Genomic DNA, 22,254 nt, shown 5'->3' with positions numbered 1-22,254 from the left:
AATCTATTTCCTCATTCGGCCGCGAAGATGCCTTCGAGCCGGTCTTCAAGGTCGTTGCTGGCATCGCGCAGCGCCTCGAGTGTTTCGTCGTCAGGTTCCCAAAGCCGCCGCTCGCAGGCTTCGAGCAGCCGTTCTGCCACGCGGGCAGAGCTGTGGGGGTTGAGCGCAGCAAGGCGCTCGCGCATTTCGGGGTCAAGCACGAATGTCTCGCTGATTTTCTGGTAGACCCAGGGATTGACCTGACCGGTCGTCGCGGACCAGCCCATGGTATTGGTCACATGGCCTTCGATGTTCTTCACACCTTCGTAGCCGTGCTTCAGCATCCCTTCGAACCACTTGGGATTGAGCGTGCGAGTGCGGGTTTCGAGATCAATCTGTTCGGACAGGGTGCGCACCTTTGCCGCCCCCTGCGTCGCATCGAGGATATAGACGGGCGCGTCGGCGCCCTTAGCCCGCGCGACCGAGCGGCTGATGCCGCCAAGCCCGTCGACATATTGATCGAGATCGGTAATGCCGACTTCGACGCTTTCGAGATTTTGATACGTGAATTCAACGTCTTTGAGTGCCGTGCGTAGCAATTCGCGCTGCTGCACCGGCGTGCCGTTCACACCGTAAGCAAAGCCCTTATGCGTCTCGAAAGCGTTGGCCAGCTCGTCGGGATCGGCCCAGACGCCGCCTTCGATCAGCTGGTTTACATTTGCGCCGTATGAGCCTTCGGCATTGGAGAAGACACGCAGCGCCGCCGTCTCGAAATCGCATTCATGGGCGGCCTGATGTGCCAGCGTGTGCTTGCGGACGAAGTTCATATCCGCCGGCTCGTCTGCCTGCGCGGCGAGCAGGGCGGCCTCGGCCAGCATGCGCGTTTGCAGCGGCAGGAGGTCCCGGAAAATGCCGGAGAGGGTCACAATTACGTCGATGCGGGGGCGACCGAGTTCCTCCAGCGGGATCAGCTCGGCACCTGCCAGGCGACCATAGCCATCGTGGCGGGGACGCGCGCCGATCAGTGTCATCGCCTGCGCAATCTGCACCCCGTCGCTTTTCATATTGTCCGTGCCCCACAGCACCATGGCGAGACTTTCAGGGAAGGGTTGGCCGCTTTCGACATGGCGCGCGATCAGGCTTTCGGCTTGCGAGCGGCCTTCCTCGCAGGCGAACCGGCTGGGAATGCGGAAAGGATCGAAACCGTGGATGTTGCGGCCCGTTGGCAGCACGTCCGGATTGGCGAGCAGGTCTCCGCCCGGGGCAGGCTTCACATATCCGCCATCGAGCGCGTGGATCAGCGAGCCGAGTTCATCGCAGCTATCAAGCCGAGCTTTGATATCCTCGCGGTCCAGCTCAGGATCGGCATCGGCCATGGCCTGGAGAAGCTCTTCGCGCTCGGCTCCCTGGGGGCCCTTGCCGACCACGTGAAGACCGTGCGGGATAAGTGTGCGTTCAAGTTCGTAAAGGCGCGCGGACAGTCCTTCGATATCTCCGCACTCGATGTCGAGCACTGCGCATTGCTCTTCGATCGATGCCGACAGCGCATCGCGCTCTTTTCCGGCCTCTGCAGAGCGCCAGCGATCGACGCATTCTTTCAGCTCGGCAAAGCCCTTGTACAGACCAGCCCGCGCCAGAGGCGGCGTCAGATAGCTGATCAATGTCGCTGAAGAGCGGCGCTTGGCCAGAATGCCCTCGGACGGGTTGTTCGAGGCGTAGAGATAGAAATTGGGCATGTCGCCCAGCAGCCGCTCCGGCCAGCAGTCGCCGTTCAGGCCGACCTGCTTGCCGGGCATGAATTCCAGCGCCCCGTGGGTGCCGAAATGCAGCATGGCATGCGCACCGAAGTCTTCGCGGATCCAGCGGTAGAAGGCGGCGAAAGCGTGGGTCGGGGCGAAGGTGCCTTCGAACAGCAACCGCATCGGATCGCCCTCGTAGCCAAATGCGGGTTGCACACCGACAAAGACATTGCCGAACCGCGCGCCGAGAATTTGGAGATGCGACCCATCCGACTGGATCTTGCCGGGAGCAGGGCCCCACTGCGCCTCGATCTCGGCAATATGCGGTTCGCGGCGCAGGTGATCGTCTGCAGATACGCGCGCAGCGACATTGGCATCGGTGCCATACGTGTCCGAATTGCCGATAAGGATGGCATCGCGCAGCGCATCGACGCTTTCGGGCACATCGACGGTGTAGCCCTCTGCAGAGAGGCGCTTCAGCGTTTCAAACAGCGATTCAAACACGGACAGGAACGCCGCGCTGCCGACCGAGCCGGCGTTGGGCGGGAAGTTGAAAATGGCGATGGCGAGTTTGCGTTCTGTGCGCTCCGCCTCGCGATTGCCGATCAGCTTGACCACTTTCGCCGCAAGCGCATGGGTCCGCTCAGGGTCGGCATGCATGGCGCGCACCGGCCCGTCACCATTCTCCCGGCGGCCGCCATACACGGTCGGATTGGTCGCGCCATCGAGCTCGGGCAGCGAAACCATCATGGTGCTTTCCAGCGGCAACAGGCCTTGCCGACGCTCACGCCATTCGCCCAATGTCTGGAATTCGATGGCGTGCGCCGCGATATAGGGCACGTTGAGCTGCGCGAGCAGGTCTATCGCGGCTTCGCTGTCATTATAGGCCGGGCCACCCACAAGCGAAAAGCCGGTCAGATTGACGATCGCATCGACGAAGACCTTGCCATTGTGTGTGAAGAATTTCTCGATGGCGGGCCGCGCGTCCAGGCCACTGGCGAATACCGGAACGACTTTCAGCCCGGCAGCTTCCATCGCTTCGATCACGCCATCGTAATGGCCGGTGTCCTTGCCGAGCAGGTAGGATCGCAGAATGATCAGGCCGACCGTTCCGTTCTTGCCTTTCTTGCGCGGCAGCAGGCTCAGGCTTTCGCTGATGCGTTGCTGTGTCCCGGGGTGATAGACGCCTGTTTCAGGGTATTCGACGGGTGCACCGGCAGGCGTCATCCCGCGCCGTGTCAGGCGATCGCCCGCAGCGTAGCGATCGATCAGCGCGCGCACCATGGCGACGACATTCTCTTCAGAGCCCGCCAGCCAGTATTGCAGCGTGAGGAAATAGGCGCGCACATCCTGCGCAGTGCCCGGAATGAAGCGCAGGATCTTGGGCAGGCGGCGCAGCATCTTCATCTGGCCAGCGCCCGAGCTCGCACCCGCTTTCTTCGATCCGCGTAATTTCTTGAGCAGCGCCAGCGGACCCTTGGCAGGCGCATCCATGCGGTACGGACCCATGCGGGTGAGCTTTACCACTTCGCCCGCGCTCATCAGGCAGACCATTGCATCGCAATCTTCACGGCGTGCTTCGAGCGTGGGCAGGATGGCGCGCACGTGATCATCGAGAAACAGCATTGTCGCAATGACGATATCGGCCTCTGCAATCGCCTTCTTCGTCGCTTCCAGCGCATTGCCGCCGCGATCCCAGTCCGCCGCTGCGTGAAGCGAGACGGCGATATTGCTCTTGCGCAAAGTCATGTCCGCGCGCTCGACGGCACCTTTCAGGTGGTTGTCCAGCGTCACGATGGCGACGCGCACAAGAGGCGTGAAGCTACCGGGCATAATGCGCCTTTGCATCGTAGAGCGTGGCGAGATCGATTTCGTCGCGACCGTGTTCGGCGGCGAAAGCTTCCGTGTTGCGGCGCGCTTTGCCGCGAACGAAGAACGGAATTTTCTTGAGCTCACGCTCGGCCTCGTCGGTCCAGCCCCCGCCGGAGGCATCGCCAAGCGGCTCAAGCACGGCGACATCGGCTTGCGGCTCCGGCTCAACCTGTGCCTTTCGCGGCGAATGGGCGGCGTGGTGCGAGGGGCCAGCTTCGTCGGAGAATTCGAAATCCTCGCGGAACATGGTCAGCAAATGCTCTTCGAGGCCCATCACAAGTGGGTGGACCCAGCTGTCGAAGATCACATTCGCGCCTTCGAATCCCATTTGCGGGCTGTGACGGGCGGGGAAATCCTGCACATGGACTGGCGATGAAATGACCGCGCAGGCGACGCCAAGCCGCTTCGCGATATGCCGTTCCATCTGGGTGCCGAGCACCAGTTCCGGACATGCGGCGGCGATGGCATCTTCGACCACCATGTGATCATCCGTGATCAGCGGTTCGACGCCGTATTTCTTGGCAGCGGCGCGCACGTCGCGGGCGAATTCGCGGTTGTAGCAGCCAAGGCCGCAGACTTCGAAGCCGAGCTCTTCGCTGGCAATGCGAGCGGCGGCCACCGCATGGGTCGCATCGCCGAAAATGAAAACGCGCTTGCCGGTGAGGTATGTCGAGTCGACCGACCGGCTCCACCATGGCATGCGTGAAGCCGTGTCGCCGAGCGCCGGCGCAGGATCGACACCAGCCAGAGCAGCGATGCCGGTAATGAATTCGCGGGTCGCGCCGACGCCGATGGGAACGGTGCGGATGGCGGGCTGGTGGAAAGTCTTCTCCAGCCACCGCGCCGCTTCATCGCCGATTTCGGGATAGAGGACGATGTTGAAGTCTGCCGCGCCAATGCGTGTAATGTCCTGCGGCGTCGCACCCAGCGGGGCGACCAAATTGACGTCCACGCCAAGCGTATCGAGGATTTTGCGTATCTCGACCAGATCGTCGCGGTGGCGGAAGCCAAGCGCTGTCGGGCCGATGATATTGGCGAGCGGCCTGCGACCAGCCTGATCCTGCGGAGTAATATCGGTGTCTGCCAGCGTGCGCACGATCTGGTAGAAGCTCTCCGCTGCGCCCCAGTTCTCCTTGCGCTGATAGCTTGGCAGTTCGAGCGGGATGACCGGGCAAGGCAGGCGCATGGCCTCTGCCATTCCGGCCGGATCATCCTGGATCAGCTCGGCCGTGCAGCTCGCGCCGACCATCATCGCCTGCGGCTGGAAACGCTCCATCGCATCGCGTGCGGCGTCCTGGAACAGCTGAGCCGTATCCTTTCCAAGATCGCGCGCCTGGAACGTGGTGTAGGTGACCGGCGGGCGCTTTCCGCGCCGCTCGATCATCGTGAAGAGCAGGTCTGCGTAGGTATCGCCCTGCGGTGCGTGGAGCACGTAATGCATGCCTTCCATCGCCGTGGCGACGCGCATGGCCCCTACGTGGGGCGGGCCTTCATATGTCCAGACGGATAGCTGCATCGCCCCTACACCTTCAGCATGTCGCGCCGCCGCAGCGGCCGGGCGAAGAGCTCGGCAAGATCGCCTGCCTGCTCGAAACCGTGGATGGGGGAGAAAACGAGCTCGATCGCCCATTTGGTGGAGAAGCCTTCGGCCTCCAGCGGGTTGGCAAGGCCGAGGCCGCATACGGTGAGGTCAGGCTTGTCTTCGCGCACACGGTCGAGCTGGTTGTCGACATGCTGGCCTTCGGAAATGCGTGTGCCTTCGGGCAGCAATTCCAGCTCGCGCGCTGTGTGATGGCGGTGGAGATAGGGGGTGCCGACTTCGACCGGAACCATGCCCAGTTCGGTCGCAAGGAAGCGCGCCAGCGGCACTTCCAGCTGCGAATCCGGCAGGAAGGTGATGCGCTTGCCTTCAAGCTTTGCACGGCTGTGTTCGATAGCGCGCTTGGCACGTTCGCGGCCGGGAGCGACCACGCGGTTGAAGTGCATTTCATCAACGCCAAAGCTTTGCGCCGCGGCATGTAGCCATGCAGTGGTGCCCTCAGCGCCGAAGGGGAAAAGGGCATCGAGCCGCTGCGCGCCGCGATCTTCCAGCGCACGAGCCGTCTCAGTCAGGAAGGGCTGAGCCAGCAGGTAGCGCGTGTGCGGACCGACCGAGGGGAGGTCTGCCGCCTTGCGCGCGGGCAAGCAGTGGACGGGCTTAATGCCGAGTTCGGCGAACAGACGGAGGAATTGGTCCTCCACGATATCGGGCAGGGCACCGACAATCAGCAGCTCCGGCGCGGCATCGGGCTGGGCTGCGGGCATTTCCGGGACGAGCGATGCAAGGCAGGCATCCTCACCTTCAGTGAAAGTCGTCTCGATCCCGCTGCCCGAATAATTGAGAATGCGTGTGCGGCCCGCATATTTCTCGCCGAGTCGCTGGGCCGCTTTGCTCAGATCCATCTTGATGACTTCGGACGGGCACGAGCCGACGAGGAAGAGTGTGCCGATATCCGGGCGACGCCCGAGGAGTTGTTCGACCACGCGGTCCAGCTCGTCTTGGCAATCCGCCATGCCGGCAAGGTCACGCTCTTCAATGATGGCGGTGGCGAAACGCGGCTCGGCGAAGATCATCACGCCCGCAGCGCTTTGTAACAGGTGTGCACAGGTGCGCGATCCAACGACGAGGAAGAAGGCGTCCTGCATTTTGCGGTGCAGCCACACGATCCCGGTGAGGCCGCAGAAAACTTCGCGCTGCCCGCGTTCACGAAGGACGGGCGCGCAATCTGCGCCATTGTTGGGAAGGGGAGCCATCTCGTTCACGCGGCTGCCATCGCTTCCGCCTGCAAACGTGCTGCGCGCAGTTTAAGCAGGAACTGCGCCGCGTTGATGATGTAAGCCGCATAGGCCGCCAGTGCGACCATCATGCGTGCTTCGACACTTCCGATCGCGCCAAACAGCATCACCAGATAGGCGGTGTGCAGCGCCAGCACGAGCATCGAGAACACGTCTTCCCAGAAGAACGGGCGGGCAAACAGCCATTTGCCGAAGACGACCTTTTCCCAGATCGAGCCGGTGATCATGATGGCGTAGAGCACCAGCGTTTTCACCACCACCGAGGCATCGGCAGCAAAAGCGCCTTCTCCGGATGTGAGATAGCGCAGCACGAGCGTGAGGCTGGCGATGAATACGAGAAATTGCAGTGGGGCGAGCACGCCCTGGACCAGCGTCCAGATGGATTCGTCACGGCGACGACGCTCAGCCGAAGTGTAGAGCGCTCCTTCGTGCGGTAACAGGTCTTGGCTCGATGGCTGTGCCTGAAAAACTGGTACGTCCCCTCTCATCCCCCGCGTCTTCCTCCGCTGGTTTGAAAGGGAACCTACGCTCTTCTTGGCCTGAGTGTCAATCAAACTAGACGTTAATTGCAGTTGACACTTTGTGATTTGCCAGACTGGTACAATCGGCGTATCGCTGGCCCACCGGATCGAGTCGGCAAATGCCGCCGGATTGAACTGGTTGACGCGATCCGCGCCGCTACCAGACGGAGGTGTCTGACATGGCTTCGGGCAAGATTCCGGATCACTCCGATCCGCAGAATAATGCCTCTCAAGGACTTGAATATTCAGATGAAAAATCTGAATCAGGCGGAGCTTTGTCCGGTAACTCCAAAGTTCAGGACTGGCTCGAAACGCGGCATGAAAAAGTCCGCGTAACGGGCGGTACGGATCGGTCTTCTCGAAGCGATCAGGCCGCTTGTCACAATGATGCGAAAAAGGTTCTCGCATCGGAAATTTCGCAATTCGCACCCATGCCCTTGGTGCATGATGTCGATGATTTGATGATCGAGATCGACGCTTTTCTGAAACGCGGAGTGCCTGTCGAGTCGGTCTATATCGACCTGCTGGGCGAGTCCGCACGCACGCTCGGGGAATACTGGAGCGCTGACGAATGCGATTTCGTGGACGTTACGATGGGGCTGTGGCGATTGCAGGAAGTGATGCGCGAGGTCTCGTCGCGCTTCCCTGTCGAGCATCGTGAGCGTCCATACCGCCCAAGCGCTCTTTTCTCATCGGTGCCGGGAGACCAGCACTCATTCGGGGCGCTGATGGTCGAGGAAATCTTCGCGCGCGCAGGCTGGGACAGCGAAGCTCTGATCGAACCGCAACGCGGTGATTTGCTGCAATTGCTGGCGGAACGATCATTCGATCTGGTGGGATTGACCGTCAGTATTGATTGCCCTAGCGGCCACCTCTGCAACCTGGTGTCAGCCATTCGCTCCGTATCGCGATGCGGCACTGTCAAAATCATTGTCGGTGGCCAAGCCATCAACACCAATCCGGATTTGGTCGATCTGGTGGGTGCTGATGGAACTGCCACAGATGCATGTTCAGCATTGGTCCTCGCTGAGAGGATCGTAGTGGAGTCGAACCGGGTCGACCTGTCACAGCCTTGACCCGAGGAATTTAATGCTCACTCGCAAGAATAGCATCGAAGGCAAGCTGCATTATGGCGACTTTGCCGGGATATTCGATGATATCGATCCCGATGCGGCGGCCAAGCTGTCGCTCATTGCAGGTGACATCTGCCTTGTCCTCGACATGTCTGGTACGATTGTTGGCGGCAGCGCCGATCCTTCGCAGTTTCCCGAACTGGAAAGCTGGATCGGGCAGGATTGGCAGGACACGATCACCGTGGAAAGCCACCCGAAAATCACCGAGCTGTTGGCAAGTGCGCGCGAAGGCAAGACGCAATCGTGGCGCCAGATCAATCATGCCGTTGCAGGCAGCGATATACCGGTACGATACGCCATCGTGACCATCGAAGGCAGCGACCGTTGCCTGGCGCTGGGGCGCGATATGCGGGAAGAAGCGGCGCTGCAGCAGCGGTTCTTGCAAGCCCAGCAAGCGCTCGAGCGCGACTATATGCGCCTGCGACAGGCCGAAAACCGCTATCGCAATCTGTTCGAGCATATGGCGGAAGCCGTGCTGATGGTCGAAGCCGATAGCTATCGCATCCGCGAGGCAAATCCCGCCGCACATCGCATTTTTCAGGCCAAGTCCGGTTCGCTAAGCGGTGGGAAGCTACCCGGCCTCTTTGCGCGCGCATCTCGCGATGCACTGATCGGCTATCTTGGATCGGTCGTGGCCACGCCTTCGGTCAAGCCGCTGACCCTGCCTGCCGCCGATGGGCAAACAGAGCTGACGATGCGTGCGACGAGTTTTCGTCAACGCGGCAAGCAATTCCTGCTGGTTCGCATGAGCAGCGGCAAGGATTTGGACGGCGATATTGCGGCGCCCATGCTCGAAGCCATTTCGCACATGCCCGATGCATTCGTCCTCGCAGACCAGAAGCTGACGATCGTGATCGCCAATGCCGAGTTTGCCGACCTGATTGGCGCAGCCAGTGTGGAGCAGCTTATTGGCCAGCCTGTGAGCGATTACGTCGGTCGCCCGGGTATCGATATCGACCTTATCCGGGGCCAATTGGCCAAGCACGGGGTCGCGCGCAATGTCAGCACTGTCGTTGGCGCTACCGATGCCCATGGCGGCGAACCGGTGGAACTGTCCGCGGTGCAAACCGAGGGGGATGACCCCTTTTTCGGTCTGGTCATTCGCCCCGTGGGCCGGCGCATGCGCGACCTGCCCGGCGCCGAACAGGATTCGCCGCGCTCGGTGGACCAGCTCAGCGAAATGGTTGGCCGCATGTCGCTCAAGGAAATCGTCCGCGAGTCGACTGATCTGATCGAGCGTCTGTGCATCGAGGAAGCGCTCAAGCACACTTCCAACAACCGCGCATCGGCCGCTGAAATCCTGGGCCTGAGCCGTCAAAGCCTCTATTCCAAACTGCATCGTCATGGGCTTGGCAATTTCGTCGCCGAAGAAGACTGACGAAAGGTGTCAAAATAATTTGACGCTATAGAGTGTCAGGCGTAGCCTCGGCAGATGGCACGTTCGGCTGTCTCTCATGTCTCTGCTCCGCTTCCGGCGGCGCGAGACGTGCTCGAACTTCTCAAGCCGATCACCTGGTTTCCGCCCATGTGGGCTTTCATGTGCGGCGTCGTGTCTTCGGGCGTGGCGCTGGAAGGGCGTTGGCCATTCTTGATCGCCGGTATTCTCCTGACCGGACCGCTCGTCTGCGGCACCAGTCAGGCGGTGAACGACTGGTTCGATCGCCATGTCGATGCCATCAATGAGCCGAACAGGCCGATACCATCGGGCCGTATCGGCGGCACTTGGGGTTTGCGCATCGCGATCTTGTGGAGCCTGCTATCGCTTGCGATGGGATGGCTGATCGGCCCATGGGTTTTTGCCGCAACGATTTTCGGCCTCGCCTGCGCTTGGGCCTATTCCGCACCGCCATTCCGATTGAAGACCAGCGGCTGGATCGGGCCCGCAGTGGTCGCCATCACCTACGAAGGGCTGAGCTGGTTTACCGGCGCCAGCGCCATGGCGGGGGCACTGCCCAGCCTCGGCATCCTGCTCGTGCTTGGTCTCTATAGCCTTGGCGCGCATGGCATCATGACGCTGAATGATTTCAAGGCAGTTGAAGGTGACAGGGCGACCGGACTGCGCTCGCTCCCGGTGACCCTTGGTGTCAGCGGAGCGGCCCGGCTGGCGTGCATCGTCATGGCGGTCCCGCAAATCATAGTCATCGCGCTGCTCGTTCAGTGGGGGATGCTTATTTCCGCTCTGGCTGTCGGGGTTCTGCTCACGGCGCAGCTCGCCTGCATGCCGCGCCTTCTCTCCGATCCGGCCAAGTTCGCTCCATGGTACAATGCCACCGGCGTGACGTTCTATGTGCTTGGCATGCTCGCTGCTGCTCTGGGCCTCGGAGGCTATGTATGATCGGCTCGGCGCGTCCACTGGCTGGCGGCGGCTTCGGCTGGTTTTCCATCATCCGCCTTGGAGCCGTTCAGGCCTCGATCGGCGCGATCGTGATGCTGGCCACATCGCTGCTCAACCGCGTGATGGTGGTCGAATATGCACTTGTCGCAGCCATTCCGGCTGGATTGGTCGCCTGGCATTATGCGGTGCAGCTGACGCGCCCGCTGTGGGGCCACGGCTCCGATATGGGGCGGCGGCGCACGCCATGGATCATCGGCGGTGTGTTTTTGTTGGGCCTCGGCGGATTATTGGCAGTCACCGCAACGGTGATGATAGCTGACGATTTCGGACTCGGCCTTGCTTTGGCGATTGTTGCCTTCTCGATGATCGGTGCAGGCGTCGGCGCAGGCGGCACGTCGATGTTGGCGCTCCTAGCATCGGGCGTAGCGCCGCAGCGGCGCGCGGCTGCAGCGGCGGTGACGTGGATCATGATGGTTGCCGGTATTGTCATCTCAGCGGGCGTCGCCGGCGCCCTGCTCGATCCGTTCTCGCCGCAACGATTGGCGATGGTGGCGACAGGAGTGGTGGTCGTCGCCTTTGCGGTTTGCGTAATCGCCATGTTCCGCCTCGAAACGAACGCGCCCCGCCTTGAGCGCGAGGAGCCGAAAGGCCCGGCACCCGACTTCAAAGCCGCGATCCGCGAGATTTTCCAGGAACAAGAAGCACGGCGTTTCACCGCTTTCATCTTCGTCTCGATGCTTGCCTATTCGATGCAGGATCTGATCCTGGAGCCTTTCGCAGGGCTCGTTTTCAGCATGACGCCGGGAGAGTCCACGAGCCTTGCCGGAATGCAACACGGCGGCGTGCTCGCTGGAATGATTATCGCCGGGATCGGCGGCAGCGCCTTTGCCGGACGCATGCCGGTGGAGCTGCGCACATGGATCGTTGCCGGCTGCTTGGGCTCCGCGCTCGCGCTCTGCGGACTGGCAGTTGCGGCGCAAGTGGGTGAGGGCTGGCCGCTAGTCGCCAATGTCTTCGCGCTGGGCTTTTGCAATGGCGTATTCGCAGTGGCCTCTATCGGCGCGATGATGGGTCTGGCTGGTTCTGGAGAGAACACGCGCGAGGGTATCCGCATGGGTGTGTGGGGCGCATCGCAGGCGATCGCCTTTGGCACTGGCGGACTGCTGGGCGCAGTCGGCGTGGACATTGCTCGCCGTGTGCAGGGCCAAGATGGCGCGGCATTCCAATTGATATTCGCTGCGGAGGCGGCGCTGTTCCTCGTGGCAGCATACCTCGCCATTCGCGCAGCAAGCACGCGGACGAGGGCGCAAGCGGAACTTGTGGGAGTGGGATAATGGTCGAAAAGCAATATGACGTGGTCGTGGTGGGCGGTGGCCCATCGGGTGCAACCGCAGCCTGGGATTTGGCAAAAGCGGGACGCAGCGTGCTGCTGCTCGACCGGGCAGGGCGGATCAAGCCTTGCGGCGGCGCGGTGCCTCCACGGCTTATGGAAGAATTCGAAGTCCCCGAAAGCCTGCTCGTAGCACGTGCAAATTCAGCGCGGATGGTCGCCCCGTCCAACCGGGCGGTGGATATGCCGGTGGGAGAGATCGGCTATGTCGGCATGGTCGATCGGGATGTGTTCGACGAATGGCTGCGCGAACGTGCGCGCATTGCCGGAGCAGAACGGCGCAAGGGCACTTTCGATCACATCGAACGAGACGACGGCGAAGGACCGATCGTCTGCTTCCGCGAAGAACGCGGCGGGGACATGCAGAAAGTTCGCGCAAAACTGGTGGTCGGCTGCGACGGCGCCCGCTCCGCCGTGGCGCGCGAGAACATCGAGAACGCAGAAAACATGAAATGCGTCTTCGCCTATCACGAGGTGATCAAATCGCCGCCCAGCACGCCTGAAGGCTTCGACGGGACGCGCTGCGACGTGCTTTATCAGGGCCATCTCTCTCCCGATTTCTATGCCTGGGTCTTCCCCCATGGAGACCAGTCAAGCATTGGTGTGGGCAGCGCCAACAAGGGCTTCTCCCTGCGCGGCGCAGTCAAAACCATGCGCGATGACATGGGATTGCAGGATTGCGAGACGGTCCGCTGCGAGGGTGCGCCTATTCCTTTGAAACCGCTCAAGCGCTGGGACAATGGCCGCGATGTGCTGGTGGCAGGCGATGCCGCGGGCGTGGTCGCCCCCGCTTCCGGCGAGGGCATTTACTACGCGATGACGTGCGGCCGCATTGCCGCGCAGACGGCTGACGCCTTTGTCGCTAGCGGCAATCCCTCGACGCTCAAGATGGCGCGCAAGACTTTCATGCGCGCGCATGGCCGGGTGTTCTGGGTACTCGGGATGATGCAGTATTTCTGGTATTCCAGTGACAAACGGCGCGAGCGCTTCGTCGACATGTGCGCCGACAAGGATGTGCAGCAGCTCACCTGGCAGGCCTATATGAACAAGAAGCTGGTGCGGGCGAAGCCGCTTGCCCATCTGCGCATTTTCCTGAAGGATACAGCGCATCTGTTGGGATTGAGACCTGTCACACGATGAGCAGAAGCTGGATACTGCCAGTCACCCTTGCCGGACTTGCAGCGCTGGTAGTGGCCGCAATCGGCGGGACGATCACTGATCTGGGACCTTGGTATCAGGGGCTGGAAAAGCCCGACTGGACGCCGCCGCGCCTCGCATTCCCGATTGCCTGGACCACCGTCTTCGCGCTGACCGTCATCAGCTTTGTGACGGCGTGGCGAAACGCGCCCAGCACCAAGGTTTCGGACACGCTGATTGGACTGTTCGCCGCGAACGCTTTTCTCAACATCTTGTGGAGCCTGCTGTTCTTTCGCGTGCAACGGCCGGATTGGGCATTTTATGAGCTGATCGTGCTGTGGATCTCGATCCTCGCCATGATGCTCTATTGCTGGCGGTTGTCGCGCGTGGCGAGTGTTCTGCTGCTGCCATACATTGCGTGGGTCACTGCAGCGGGCCTGCTGAATTGGCAGATCGTGCAACTCAACGCGCCCTTCGGATAATCACGCGTGGAGTGGTTCTTCGCCAGTGGCCACGCGGTTGACCTCGTCCTCGCGGTTCTGGCGCTGGAGTTCGTGTGGCTTTGGCGAAGGGGCCGGAACGCGCTCGATACTTTCCTCATGCTGTTACCTGCGGCTCTCATCCTGCTCGCATTGCGCGCCGCGCTGATCGGTGCGGAATGGTATTGGATAGCGGCTTTTCTTGCATTGTCCTTTCCCGCGCACCTCGCAGACCTCGCGCGCCGCAATTCATAGCTTCGGGCGCAACGCCTCATACCAGACAAACAAAAACGCCGGACCTTCACGGCCCGGCGTTCTTTTTCGACCTGATCGGGTGGCCTAAGGCGTTTCGACTTCATCCGGCTCCATATCCGGAGCAATCGCCCCGTCGCTCCCGCGATAGTTCCAAAGCGCCGGATAATCCTGAGCCATTTGCGCGCCGCCAAGCGGACGGCGAAGACCCTGATGGCAGGTCGTGCAGTTGATCTTGTACGGATCACCCGCGGGCCCAAGCCGGTTGTCAGGGAACCATTCGGTCAGCGGGGTCACATATTCCTCATTGGAATTGGCGACCATGCGCAGGCCATACCAGGCTGTCGAACGCACCGGACCGGAGATGCTCCAGTCACCGAAGGATTGCGTGTTGTGGCAATAGGTGCAGTTCACACCCAGCGCCTGCGACATATGGACCATCAGCGAATAGGTCGATTCAGCGTCCATGGTCGTCACAGGATTGTCCGTCGGATGCATGCTGGCCGATTGCACGCGAATACCATCCAGCGAGTCGCCATTCAGCAAATATCGCGCGACTGCATGCTCGGGCAGGGATGAATAGCCTGTGCCGATGACCGGATTGTTCTGCCCATTGAGATCGCCTGCAATACTCGGATGGCCGCCATCTTCCGGCAGCGTCCAGACATTCTCAGGGATATTGTTGCCTGCATGGCAGGTATAGCAGGTCACACCGGTCTGGCCGACGTGATCGCCATATTCCTGATTGATGTTCTGGTTCATCTGGATCATGCGGCGCGCGACAATCTTCGTATAGATCTCGTCAGACGCCATATTCGCCGGATTGTGGCAGTAATTGCAGCCTTCGTCTGGTGCGACCCACTCGGTGATCGCTGCCATCAGATAGTTGAACTCATCCGCCGAGATATCGCCCAGCACCTGGACGTTCTCATAGACCTCGGAAGCCCTTGGGCCGCCGGTATCCTCCGGCAGCTCATAGGGAGGCGGAGGGACGTCAGGCATCCCAGTCTCGTCGCTCACATAGATCTGGTTGCCGCCGCTTCCGCGAAAGCCGGTCTGTTCGGACGTTTTGGGTGCGACTTCACACGCGGCAAGAGCGAGGGGAAGACTTGCCACAAGGGCAATTGTTGCAAGCTTTTTCATTAGCCATCACTCCCCATGCTCGCCGGGTCGATGACGCCGGTGTCCGGATAGGCGGGCGCATAGCCATGCTGCTGTGCCCACAGATACCAATTGTCGACCACCGTGCCCGTCAGCAGGATGCCGATGCCGCCCGTAAGCGTCGTCAGCACTGCAAACCACCAGGCCCAGCGGTGGATCGATTCCATCGAGGCGTTCCAGCCCATGGTCCAGCGCCAGAACAGCGCTGCACGTTCGGATGCCGTGCCCCGATCGGTGATCTGCTCGATCTCGCGTTCACCGCCATAGCGGCCCACTGCCAGAATGGTCGCACCGTGCATCGCGAAGAGCAGGACCGAGCCATAGAGGAACACGATCGAGAGCGCGTGGAACGGGTTGTAGAACAGATTACCGTAACGGATCGAGAAAGCGGCGGTCCAGTCAAGGTGCGGGAATACGCCGTATGGCACCGCCTCTGCCCAGCTGCCCATCAGCATCGGGCGGAAGAAGCCCAGCACCAGGAAAAGGAAGATGGCGGAAGCGAAAGCCCAGCATACGTGCTTGCCCATACCGAGAGCGGCGGCGCGCTTGTATGTCCGCACCCACCACAGGATCACCGAAAGGGTGAGGCAGGCACCAGCGTAAATGAACCACCCGCCCTCTGCCAGGGGCACGAAGAGCGAGAAGCCATATTCGGGTGCCGGCGGCTCGAGCGAGAGCCAGAACAGGTTCCGCACGAACATCACCGGGTCCCAATTGACCGAGGCAAGCATGTTCAGCCCGATGATCTCGAAGGCGATAATGCCGAGAACCAGCGAGAGAACGCCGAGCCAGCCGAGGTAGATCGGGCCGATCTGCGCCTGTCCGATCAATCCCATCCAGTGGCTGAAGCTTGCTTTCTTGGTGCGATGCAGGCCGGAGTCTGCTGTCGGAACACCCATTTCCGGTGCGGCGGTCAGCTGAACCTGGGTGAAGATGTTTTGATATTGAGCCATGTCTCAGTGCTCCTTCACGACCAGATCGGCAGGTTAAGCCACCAGGTCCACCATTCGGGCCAGCCCTTGGTCCACAATGGTCCGCTGATGACGATGCATACCGCGCTCCAGAAACCGGCATTCAGTGCCAGCAGCAGGCCCACGCGGTGGATGCCCAGCGTGCCGACCGAATAGCCGATCAGATCGCGGAAGAAGGTGTCTTCATATTCGGGTGTCTTCACTTCTTCGCCTGCGGCCGGGTTCGTGGCGGAAAGGACCAGCGCGCCGTGCAATGCCAGTGCCAGCGTGGTGGTGAAGAAGAAGCTCACCGCCAGCATATGCGCCGGATTGTAGTGGAAGTGGAGGTATTGGTAGCCGGTGTTGGACACCCAGTCCAAATGGCTGAAAATCCCGTAGGGGAAGCCGAAGTGCCAGCCGCCCATCAGGACGGGCCGGATCACCACCAGCGTGAAATAGGCGAGAATGGCAACGCCGAACGCAACCGGCACGTGATAACCCATTCCCAATTTGCGGCATATCTCCACCTCGCGCAGCGCCCACGAGACGAAAGAAATCAGCGCGCAGACCGTGATGATCTGCCAGAAACCACCTTCCTTGAGCGGGGCCATCATCAGCCCGTAGCTCAGATCCGGTGGCGCAATACTGATCAGCCACGGATTCCAGGTCGGGCCCTGCGACGCTGCGTAAAATATCAGCATCGTCCCCAAGGTGGCGAAGAGCGCCGTAATGACCCCGAACAGGCCCACGTAAAACGGGCCGACCCAGAAGTCGAACATGTCTCCACCGATCAGCGTGCCGCCACGCACACGATACTTTCGCTCAAAACTGAGGAGCGCCATAGCCCAATCCTCCCCCGCCGAATGACGGGCAATTGTTAGTCAACATTTCGACCGTGAGGCGCGACTGGCGGCGCCAGCCGCACCTCTCGCACAGTCGAATGGTTACACTTCGTTAGCTAGCGTCAGTTGGACGTAAGCTGTGCTGTGCTGGCCGCATTCGGGCCGTCCAGCCAGTTATACGTATCCGTGCTCAGCAAGATGAAGTGGATGGTGAATGCCAGCACGGCGAGGAACACATGCAGTCCCACAATTGCCGTACGTGGATTGTAGATCATCCAAGCTCTCCACATGGTACATCTCCTTGATTAATTGAATTTTTTCATTGCCAGAACAAGCTGGCAGCGAAGACGCGACTGTTAGGCGAGCCAGGGCCTCCAGGCCCAAACCAACGCGTGGGCGACGACGGCGATTGCCACGAAGCCTACGAACGTTGCCATGAACAGCTTGTGGAATTCCTTGGCCTCTTCGGGCGTCAGGTAAGTCCGAACGCCGAAGCGATCATCGGGATCACTCATAGCTTTTCTCCATTTCTGGTTGGTGTGCGAGAGGCATGTGCCTCCGGTTTATCCTCGCGGAGGATCCGCGGGGATTGGGAGTTGCCCCTCGACCGGGCAGAATGGATGGTGTTGGTCAGCCTCATGCGCGCTCCCCCTGAAGCAGCGCATCGGCCAGCAATTCGGCACTGACGCTTCTCGCGCCAGCTGCACGTGCCGCACGTTCGGCGGCATCGCGCAAACGTTTGGCAGCGGAAATTCGGATCAGGACGGGTTGTGCCTCGATCAGCACATCCAGCTTCGCTTTCGCATCCTCGTCCCACGCCATTTCGGCGCGCGCGGGTGTGGGATCGACCGTATCCAGATCGGTGCTGAGCGGAATGATATGGAAGAGCGCGTCAAACAGCGCGTTGCAGACTTCCTGCACCAGATAGGTCGCACCCGAATAGCCCATGAAGGGCGTGCCGGTGTGGCGACGGATCGCTGCGCCCGGGAAGCTGGCAGGGATGTAGATGCCGCGCGCTCCGCACTCGGCCATATACATGCGTTCATTATAGCTGCCGAAAACGATCAGCGGCGGATTGGTGTGAATGGCTTCGCGCACCGCCGCATTGTCCGGCTTTACCCCGGCAGAGCGGCTGAAAGCGAAAGAGCAGGGCAAGCCCATATCGTCTTCGAGGAATTTGCGGATGCCGCGCGCGTACGTCTCGTTCGCGACGATACCAAAGCTGGCGGTCGCAAAGAAATCCTGCGTGACAGAGCGCCACAGATCCCACAGCGGTTTGATGGTCGTGTGCTTTTCGCGCTCGATAAACGGCTCCGGGTCAAGGCCCAGCTCTTCGCCGATTGCGCGCAGGAATTTCGTCGTGCTGTCGAGACCTACAGGCGCCTGGAAATAGGGCCGCTCCATCAGTTCGCACAGATTGCGGCCGAATTCGCGGTACATGCAGACATTGGCTTCAGCATCGGCAAGGCGGCGGACATCGGCGAGATGGCTGCCCAGCGGGAATACCATGTTCACTTCCGCGCCGATTCCTTCGATCAAGCGTCGGATTTCGGCGAGGTCGCTCGCCATGTTGAACATGCCGTAGGCGGGGCCAAGGATATTGACCTTCGGCTTCGCACCTTCCTTGCGCGGGCGCAGCTTGGGCACTTTCTTCGGGCCGAATTCGGTCCATAGCCAGCTCATCGCGCGATCAGCGCTTTGCCACTGATCTTCGTCGATCGTACGCGGCAGGAAGCGCTTGATGTTGGTGCCTTCGGGTGTGACGCCTCCGCCGATCATTTCGGCGATGGAGCCGGTGACAACCACGGCAGGCAATTCGGGATCGAGGGTCTGCCACGCGCGTTTCATCGCGCCTTCGGTACCCGTCTTGCCGAGTTCTTCTTCACCCAGGCCAGTGACGACAATCGGCAATTCGTGCGGTGGCAGGCCGTCTGTGTAATGCAGCACGCTTGTGACGGGCAGGTTCTCGCAGCCGACCGGGCCATCGATGATCACCTGCAGGCCTTTCACCGCGGTGAAGACATAGGTCGCGCCCCAATATCCGCCAGCGCGGTCATGATCGAGGATCAGGCTCATGTGCCCACCGCCTCTGCCGCCTTGCGCGCAGCTTCGTTGAGGGCGGCATATTTGGCTTTGAACTTGGGCCGATCCTGCGGCGTGTCTTCCCATACGCCCGAGGTGTGATCGGTGCCGACGCCGTCGAAGAAAGCGCTCATGCTGTCCATGCGCGCCTTGTTCGCCATCGCGCCGTTGATCACTTGTGCCAGCGAGCCAGCCCCAGCGGGGCCCATCAGCGGACGGGCCGAAATGAGATTGGTGAAATAGAGCGAAGGGATCGCCTTCTGCTTCGCGTGCTGCACGACGGGCGTGGTGCCAATCGCAAGGTCAGGACCGAATTCTTCGATCGCTGCGATGTCTTCTTCCAGGCTCGCACGGAAGTTCATGCGCACGCCTTTGGCTTCGAGCCATTCGCGGTCGGGATCGGACCATTGCGTGCGCGGGCAGGCGGAGCCGACATAGGGCACATCCGCGCCGCTTTCGATCAGCAGCCGCGCAACCAGTAGTTCCGAACCTTCATAGCCCGATACGGTGATCCGGCCATTGATTGGGTTGGCGGCAAGCGCGCCCTTGATTGCGCCGATAAAGGCATTCTTCGACGCATCGACCTTGGCCTGTGCAATGCCGCACGCCTCGCCCACGGCGTCCAGCCAAGCTGCGGTGCCCTCTGCCCCCACGGGAGCTGAGCCGAGCACTTTGCGGCCAGCAGCTTGGAATTCGCGAACGCTGGCAGTGTAAAAGGGATGGATCGCAGCAACAGCCGCGCAATCGAGTGCGGAATAAAGCTCGCGCCACTCGCGGGTCGGAACAACCGGTCCGGCTGCAAGACCGAGCGGCTCCAGCATCATCCCGATGCCTACCGGGTCGGCGGGGAACATCTCACCCAAAAGGGTGATGGTGGGCTTGTCGCTCTGCTCGCGCGGCGCGGCGACGGGGCCCTCGGCCACTTCCTCGCGCGCATATTTGAGCATCGCGCCAGCGAGGACGTCCTTTGCCTCAGCGTGTGTCGGAATGCCAAAGCCCGGCACATCGATGCCGACAATACGCACCCCATTGATCTGCTTTTTCAACAGTCGCAGCGGAACGCCGCTGGCAGTGGGAACGCAGAGATTGGTGACGACGATTGCGTCGTAATTCTCCGGATCGGCCAATTCCTCGACCGCTTCCTTGATGTCTTCGAAAAGCTTGCCGGTGACGAGCGTTTCGGAAGAGAAGGGCACGTAGCCCACGGTCCGGCGCGCGCCGTAGAAATGGGATGTGAAAGTCAGTCCGTAAACGCAGCAAGCCGAGCCCGAGAGCACCGTAGCCGTACGCCGCATTCGCAGTCCGACGCGAAGCGAGCCGAATGCGGGACACATGCTCTGCGGCTGGTCATGCGGGCCCACCGGATAGTCGGCGGCATATTGATCGAGGATCTCGCTCTTGCCAGCCTTGCGCGCGGCATCCTTCATGGTTTCCGTGCTGGAACATGCGCCACCCTCGGTGGAACCGATATCGAGCGTGTCACGCTCGCGCACGGAGGCAATGCCGTCGGTCAAGCGCTACACCTCGTCATAGACAACCTCGAGGCTTGGCTTCGGCTCAAAAGAACCGCCGCGCATATCGGCCTGAGTGGCTGGCACCAAAGTGATGTCACCACCAGTGTCTTCCGGGGAGAAGAGGCCTAACAACCCGTCCTGGTCGAGAGGGGTGGGCTGGCGCGGCGGAGCCTCAGCGACATTCGCGGCCAGCTCTTCAAAGAGCGAGCCCCATTCGCCGCCGGGCGTTCCGATAATCTGGTAATTGGCTGATTTCCGGCGAATATCCTCATTCGCAGGAATGGCCGTGAGGACCGGGATATCAACAGCGTCAGCAAAGGCCTGCGCTTCTCCGGTGCCGTCATCCTTGTTCACGATCATGCCGGCGACGCCGACATTGCCGCCCATCTTGCGGAAGTATTCGACCGCCTGGCAGACATTGTTTGCGACATAGAGAGACTGCAGATCGTTCGATCCGACCACGATCACTTTCTGGCACATGTCGCGGGCAATCGGCAGGCCGAAGCCGCCACACACCACATCGCCGAGGAAATCGAGCAGGACGTAGTCGAAGCCCCAATCGTGGAAGCCCAGTTTTTCGAGCAGTTCGAAGCCATGGATGATGCCGCGACCGCCGCATCCGCGACCCACTTCCGGCCCGCCAAGCTCCATCGCGAAAACGCCATCGCGCTGGAAGCACACATCTTCGATGGTCACTTCCTCGCCCGCGAGCTTCTTCTTGGAAGATGTCTCGATAATGGTCGGGCAGCTCTTGCCGCCGAACAGCAGGCTGGTGGTGTCGGATTTCGGATCGCAGCCGATCAGCAGCACGCGCTTGCCCTGCTGCGCCATCATGTAGCTGAGGTTGGAGAGGGCAAAGCTTTTGCCCGATCCACCCTTGCCGTAGATCGCGATAATCTGCGTTTCCGATTTGACCTCTCCGGTGTGGACCGGATCGGGTTCGATTGCGGCTTCTTCGCGCAGGGCGGCGTCAGTATCGAGCATCGTCATGCGGCTTGGCTCCAGTCGAGCACCATTTTCAGGCAGTCGGTATCGTGAAAGGCTGTGGGATAGGCGCGCTCCGCATCGCCAGCGGGGCTGGTGTGCGAAATCAGATCGGAAAGATCGAGCGCGCCGGTTTCGATAAGATCGCGTGTTACGGCGAGATCCTGCGGCTGCCATTCCGCCGCAATGCGCATCCGCGCTTCCTTCTGGAAAGCGGGCGGGAAGGCGAAGCTTGGGCGGTTGGCGTAGAAGCCTGCGAGGACCAGTTCGCCGCCATGGGCGAGGCGACCGATCAGCGTGTCGATACCATCGGCATATCCGCTCGCGTCATAAATGGTCGCATAGTCTTTGCGATCATCGTCTTTCGGGGCGATCACATCATAGCCAATCCCGCCGCTGCGGCGACTGGGCTTGTTGTCCCACACAGTGGGTGCAGGCGCTCCGATAGCGATGGTCAGGCGGGCGAGCAGGCGCCCCAATGTGCCGTGGCCGACAATCAGCTCGGGCGGCCTTTCGCCGGAGATTGCGTGCAGCGCGGTCGCAGCCAGAGCGAAAAGGACGCCGTCCTTGCCAAGTGATTCGGAAACCAGAAGCGCCCGCGATGACGGGACGATCACCCGCTCTGCAGTGCCGCCGAAAAGGCTGCGAGCATCTTGATAGCACGTGGCGCCGGGCACGAAGACCCATTCGCCGATGCGGTCCTGAGCGTCAGGCCCAGCGTCGGTGATCCGGCCGACCGATTCATAGCCAGGTACAAGCGGATAACCCATGCCGGGAAACCGCGGCATTTCGCCATTCCAAAGAAGTTTTTCGGTGCCGGTGCTGATACCGCTCCAGGCGATATCGACGATAACGTCAGAAGGGCCGCACTCGGACAGGTTCAGGCGGCGGAGCGCAAGCTGCCGTGGTGCCTCTAAAATGACCGCGTGTGCATCCATGCGCCCGGTCTTCCCCTTTCCGTCCCGTGAGGGCCTCTCGGTATCTTTCGATACTCTTCCTCACCGTTAGCTACGCCTTACAGCACCGAGTGTCAATTTTAGAAGACAATG

At 61.1% G+C, this 22,254-nt stretch carries 20 protein-coding genes; 7 read left to right on the top strand and 13 right to left on the bottom strand.

Features of this window, described 5'->3' with window-relative positions; genetic code table 11:
- Positions 1-11: 11 nt before the first annotated feature.
- From O2N64_RS01200 to bchF, 4 genes are read right to left on the bottom strand one after another with little or no spacing between them, the layout of a single operon-like run.
- Entirely contained in the window at positions 12-3,551 is a 3,540-nt protein-coding gene (locus O2N64_RS01200) for a magnesium chelatase subunit H (RefSeq protein ID WP_271078480.1), read from the bottom strand.
- The gene (bchB, locus tag O2N64_RS01195) at positions 3,541-5,106 is read right to left on the bottom strand and encodes a ferredoxin:protochlorophyllide reductase (ATP-dependent) subunit B (protein WP_271078479.1); all 1,566 of its coding nucleotides are present in this window, start codon (positions 5,104-5,106) and stop codon (positions 3,541-3,543) included. The genes O2N64_RS01200 and bchB overlap by 11 nt, the downstream gene beginning before the upstream one ends.
- A gap of 5 nt (positions 5,107-5,111) precedes the next feature.
- Positions 5,112-6,383, bottom strand: a complete 1,272-nt coding sequence (locus O2N64_RS01190; RefSeq protein WP_271078478.1) for a ferredoxin:protochlorophyllide reductase (ATP-dependent) subunit N — start codon at positions 6,381-6,383, stop codon at positions 5,112-5,114.
- Between the two features lie 5 nt (positions 6,384-6,388).
- Complete coding sequence (gene bchF, locus O2N64_RS01185; protein WP_271078477.1) at positions 6,389-6,913, bottom strand: 2-vinyl bacteriochlorophyllide hydratase; 525 nt, start codon at positions 6,911-6,913, stop codon at positions 6,389-6,391.
- 212 nt (positions 6,914-7,125) lie between these two features.
- Here bchF and O2N64_RS01180 point away from each other — a divergent pair, with 212 nt between their 5' ends.
- From O2N64_RS01180 to O2N64_RS01150, 7 genes are read left to right on the top strand one after another with little or no spacing between them, the layout of a single operon-like run.
- Complete coding sequence (locus O2N64_RS01180) at positions 7,126-8,022, top strand: cobalamin B12-binding domain-containing protein (protein WP_271078476.1); 897 nt, start codon at positions 7,126-7,128, stop codon at positions 8,020-8,022.
- Positions 8,023-8,035: 13 nt separating this feature from the next.
- The gene (gene ppsR / locus O2N64_RS01175) at positions 8,036-9,457 is read left to right on the top strand and encodes a transcriptional regulator PpsR (protein ID WP_271078475.1); all 1,422 of its coding nucleotides are present in this window, start codon (positions 8,036-8,038) and stop codon (positions 9,455-9,457) included.
- A gap of 54 nt (positions 9,458-9,511) precedes the next feature.
- Positions 9,512-10,414 (top strand): chlorophyll synthase ChlG, encoded by a 903-nt coding sequence (chlG, locus tag O2N64_RS01170; RefSeq protein WP_271078474.1) that lies wholly within the window; start codon positions 9,512-9,514, stop codon positions 10,412-10,414.
- Complete coding sequence (locus O2N64_RS01165; RefSeq protein ID WP_271078473.1) at positions 10,411-11,748, top strand: BCD family MFS transporter; 1,338 nt, start codon at positions 10,411-10,413, stop codon at positions 11,746-11,748. The genes chlG and O2N64_RS01165 overlap by 4 nt, the downstream gene beginning before the upstream one ends.
- Positions 11,748-12,944, top strand: a complete 1,197-nt coding sequence (locus tag O2N64_RS01160) for a geranylgeranyl diphosphate reductase (protein ID WP_271078472.1) — start codon at positions 11,748-11,750, stop codon at positions 12,942-12,944. Before O2N64_RS01165 ends, O2N64_RS01160 begins: the two co-directional genes overlap by 1 nt.
- On the top strand, positions 12,941-13,423 hold the full coding sequence (locus O2N64_RS01155) for a TspO/MBR family protein (RefSeq protein ID WP_271078471.1): 483 nt from the start codon (positions 12,941-12,943) through the stop codon (positions 13,421-13,423). Before O2N64_RS01160 ends, O2N64_RS01155 begins: the two co-directional genes overlap by 4 nt.
- Before the next feature lie 6 nt (positions 13,424-13,429).
- On the top strand, positions 13,430-13,675 hold the full coding sequence (locus tag O2N64_RS01150; RefSeq protein ID WP_271078470.1) for a hypothetical protein: 246 nt from the start codon (positions 13,430-13,432) through the stop codon (positions 13,673-13,675).
- Between the two features lie 84 nt (positions 13,676-13,759).
- On the opposite strand, the gene pufC is transcribed toward O2N64_RS01150, so the two are convergent.
- From pufC to bchC, 9 genes are all read right to left on the bottom strand, one after another.
- Positions 13,760-14,788: a photosynthetic reaction center cytochrome PufC gene (gene pufC, locus O2N64_RS01145; protein ID WP_271078469.1), complete on the bottom strand. Its 1,029-nt coding sequence runs from the start codon at positions 14,786-14,788 to the stop codon at positions 13,760-13,762.
- Positions 14,789-14,814: 26 nt separating this feature from the next.
- Positions 14,815-15,786 carry a photosynthetic reaction center subunit M gene (gene pufM / locus O2N64_RS01140; RefSeq protein WP_271078468.1) on the bottom strand — a complete coding sequence of 324 codons (972 nt, stop codon included), beginning with the start codon at positions 15,784-15,786 and terminating at the stop codon, positions 14,815-14,817.
- A gap of 14 nt (positions 15,787-15,800) precedes the next feature.
- On the bottom strand, positions 15,801-16,625 hold the full coding sequence (gene pufL, locus O2N64_RS01135) for a photosynthetic reaction center subunit L (protein WP_271078467.1): 825 nt from the start codon (positions 16,623-16,625) through the stop codon (positions 15,801-15,803).
- 122 nt (positions 16,626-16,747) lie between these two features.
- The gene (gene pufA / locus O2N64_RS01130) at positions 16,748-16,915 is read right to left on the bottom strand and encodes a light-harvesting antenna LH1, alpha subunit (protein WP_197920617.1); all 168 of its coding nucleotides are present in this window, start codon (positions 16,913-16,915) and stop codon (positions 16,748-16,750) included.
- A 66-nt stretch (positions 16,916-16,981) separates the two neighbouring features.
- On the bottom strand, positions 16,982-17,140 hold the full coding sequence (gene pufB / locus O2N64_RS01125; protein WP_197920618.1) for a light-harvesting antenna LH1, beta subunit: 159 nt from the start codon (positions 17,138-17,140) through the stop codon (positions 16,982-16,984).
- 121 nt (positions 17,141-17,261) lie between these two features.
- Positions 17,262-18,701, bottom strand: a complete 1,440-nt coding sequence (gene bchZ, locus O2N64_RS01120) for a chlorophyllide a reductase subunit Z (protein ID WP_271078466.1) — start codon at positions 18,699-18,701, stop codon at positions 17,262-17,264.
- Positions 18,698-20,134 carry a chlorophyllide a reductase subunit Y gene (gene bchY, locus O2N64_RS01115; RefSeq protein WP_271079686.1) on the bottom strand — a complete coding sequence of 479 codons (1,437 nt, stop codon included), beginning with the start codon at positions 20,132-20,134 and terminating at the stop codon, positions 18,698-18,700. The genes bchZ and bchY overlap by 4 nt, the downstream gene beginning before the upstream one ends.
- A gap of 90 nt (positions 20,135-20,224) precedes the next feature.
- Positions 20,225-21,211 (bottom strand): chlorophyllide a reductase iron protein subunit X, encoded by a 987-nt coding sequence (locus O2N64_RS01110; protein ID WP_271078465.1) that lies wholly within the window; start codon positions 21,209-21,211, stop codon positions 20,225-20,227.
- Entirely contained in the window at positions 21,208-22,143 is a 936-nt protein-coding gene (bchC, locus tag O2N64_RS01105; RefSeq protein WP_271078464.1) for a chlorophyll synthesis pathway protein BchC, read from the bottom strand. Before bchC ends, O2N64_RS01110 begins: the two co-directional genes overlap by 4 nt.
- Between the last annotated feature and the right edge of the window lie 111 nt (positions 22,144-22,254).

It is taken from the genome of Aurantiacibacter sp. MUD61 (genome assembly GCF_027912455.1).
Lineage (GTDB): Bacteria > Pseudomonadota > Alphaproteobacteria > Sphingomonadales > Sphingomonadaceae > Alteraurantiacibacter.
The sequence above is the reverse complement of the archived record's forward strand: the minus strand, read 5'-3'. Positions and strand labels throughout refer to the sequence as shown.